This window comes from Cellulomonas septica (genome assembly GCF_012396155.1).
GTDB classification, from domain to species: Bacteria; Actinomycetota; Actinomycetes; order Actinomycetales; family Cellulomonadaceae; genus Cellulomonas; species Cellulomonas septica.
Genome location: NZ_JAAXOY010000694.1, coordinates 1 through 1,846 on the forward strand (window position 1 = coordinate 1; position 1,846 = coordinate 1,846).

Genomic DNA, 1,846 nt, shown 5'->3' on the forward strand with positions numbered 1-1,846 from the left:
ACCGTCGACCGTCGGGCCGACGACGCGGACGCGCACGACCCCTGCGTCTCCCGCGACTGAGCGGGCGTCAGAGGTCCAGGCGCAGGAGGCCGTGCTCGACCGCCCGGACCAGCCGGCGCGGCACGTGCACGGTGCGGCCGTCGACCGTGACCGGCACGAGCGCGGGCTCGCTCGCCTTCCACTGCGAACGGCGCGCGCGGGTGCGGGCGCGGCTCAGCCGGCGCTTGGGGACGGCCATCAGCCCTGCCTCGCCTTCCACCGCGGGTTGCGCTTGTTGATCACGTAGGTCTTCCCGCGGCGGCGGACGACGATCGAGCCGTCCTTCTTCTTGAGCGAGGCGAGCGACGCGCGGACCTTCATGCGGGCTCCTCGGGGGTCGGCGCGGCCGGACGGCCGTAGCGGCGGCGGAACTTCTCGACGCGGCCCGCGGTGTCCACGACGCGCGCGGTGCCGGTGTAGATGGGGTGGCTCGCCGAGGAGATCTCGACGTCGATCACCTGGTAGTTGTTCCCGTCGGTCCACTCGACGCTCTTCGTGGACGTCGCCGTCGACCGCGTGAGGAACGCGAAGTCGGCGGACGCGTCGCGGAAGACGACGGGGTGGTAGTCGGGGTGGAGGTCCTTCTTCACGGGCGGTGCTCCTGCGGGGGTCGGGGCGGGGGAAGGGTCACCAGCTGGACTTCGTGATGCCGGGCAGCTCGCCCCGGTGCGCCAGCTCGCGCAGCCGGACGCGCGACAGGCCGAACTTCCGCCAGTAGCCGCGCGGGCGGCCGTCGACGACGTCGCGGTTGCGCAGCCGCACCGGGGAGGCGTCGCGGGGCAGGGCGTGCAGCGCGGCCATCGCCGTCGCGCGCTGCTCGGGCGTGCGCGCGGGGTCGACGGACGCGCGCTTGAGCTCGGCGCGCCGCTCGGCGTACCGGGCGACGACCTCACGGCGCTGCGCGTCGCGGGCGATCTTGCTGGTCTTGGCCATCAGCGCTCCTCGCGGAAGTCGACGTGGCGCCGCACGACCGGGTCGAACTTGCGCAGCACCAGACGGTCGGGGTCGTGGCGACGGTTCTTGCGGGTGACGTACGTGAAGCCGGTGCCGGCCGTGGACCGGAGCTTGATGACCGGGCGCAGGTCGGCGCGGCGAGCGCCGCTCATCGCAGCCGCTCCCCGCGGGCGAGCATGCGGGCCACGACGACGTCGATGCCCAGCCGGTCGATCGTCGTGATGCCGCGCGCCGAGACGGTGAGCGTGACGCGGCGGCGCAGCGACGGCACGTAGTACCGCCGCCGCTGGACGTTCGGGTCCCAGCGGCGCTTCGTGCGGCGGTGGGAGTGGGAGACGGCATGGCCGAACCCGGGGGTGGTGCCGAGCACTTGGCAGCGAGCGGACATGGGCGTCACGGTAGGTATTGATAACCGTTCTCGTCAAGACGTACGGTGTGCGCCATGACGCCTCCTACGCCGCTCGTCGTCCTCGCGACCGTGGACCCCGTCGTGCGCGACACCACGGTCTTCGGCCTCGTCACCGACCACCCGCGCCTCGTCGTCCTGCGCCACGACATCCTCGACGACGAGGACGGTGGCCGGATCCGTCGCGTGATCGTGAGCGGTGACGGCGTCCTGGAGGACGCCGAGGTCCCGCTCGAGCACGCGTGCCTGTCGTGCGCGGTGCGCGAGGACGCCGTCCCGCAGCTCGAACGTCTCGCACGCGACCCCCGCTGGGACGCCGTCGTGCTCGCGCTGCCCGTCGGCGCGGAGTCGCTGCCCGTCTCCCGGGCGCTCGCCCGGTCAGGCCGACGCGCCGGGCTCGCCGGGCTGTCCGGTGCGCGCGGGCTGCGGCTCGCCGACGTCGTCGCG

General features: G+C 73.8%; 6 protein-coding genes and 1 pseudogene. 1 reads left to right on the top strand and 6 read right to left on the bottom strand.

Translation table 11 applies throughout. The features are described 5' to 3' along the window. Positions 1 to 67: 67 nt before the first annotated feature. Genes rpmF through rpmB form a run of 6 tightly spaced genes read right to left on the bottom strand, consistent with a single transcriptional unit; the run spans position 68 to position 1,381 of the window. A complete protein-coding gene (gene rpmF / locus HGA02_RS18190; protein WP_168680698.1) occupies positions 68 to 238 on the bottom strand; it encodes a 50S ribosomal protein L32 in 171 nt (56 codons plus the stop codon). Beyond that, a complete protein-coding gene (gene ykgO / locus HGA02_RS18195) occupies positions 238 to 360 on the bottom strand; it encodes a type B 50S ribosomal protein L36 (protein ID WP_034625243.1) in 123 nt (40 codons plus the stop codon). The genes rpmF and ykgO overlap by 1 nt, the downstream gene beginning before the upstream one ends. After that, complete coding sequence (locus tag HGA02_RS18200) at positions 357 to 629, bottom strand: type B 50S ribosomal protein L31 (RefSeq protein WP_168680700.1); 273 nt, start codon at positions 627 to 629, stop codon at positions 357 to 359. The genes ykgO and HGA02_RS18200 overlap by 4 nt, the downstream gene beginning before the upstream one ends. Positions 630 to 666: 37 nt before the next feature. Next, positions 667 to 972 (bottom strand): 30S ribosomal protein S14, encoded by a 306-nt coding sequence (rpsN, locus tag HGA02_RS18205; protein WP_168680709.1) that lies wholly within the window; start codon positions 970 to 972, stop codon positions 667 to 669. Further along, the gene (rpmG, locus tag HGA02_RS18210; protein WP_168680711.1) at positions 972 to 1,145 is read right to left on the bottom strand and encodes a 50S ribosomal protein L33; all 174 of its coding nucleotides are present in this window, start codon (positions 1,143 to 1,145) and stop codon (positions 972 to 974) included. The genes rpsN and rpmG overlap by 1 nt, the downstream gene beginning before the upstream one ends. Further along, positions 1,142 to 1,381: a 50S ribosomal protein L28 gene (rpmB, locus tag HGA02_RS18215; protein ID WP_168680713.1), complete on the bottom strand. Its 240-nt coding sequence runs from the start codon at positions 1,379 to 1,381 to the stop codon at positions 1,142 to 1,144. Before rpmB ends, rpmG begins: the two co-directional genes overlap by 4 nt. 54 nt (positions 1,382 to 1,435) lie before the next feature. Between rpmB and HGA02_RS18220 the strand changes: the two are divergent. Continuing rightward, positions 1,436 to 1,846: pseudogene (locus HGA02_RS18220) on the top strand (cobalamin biosynthesis protein CobW); the annotation flags it as partial.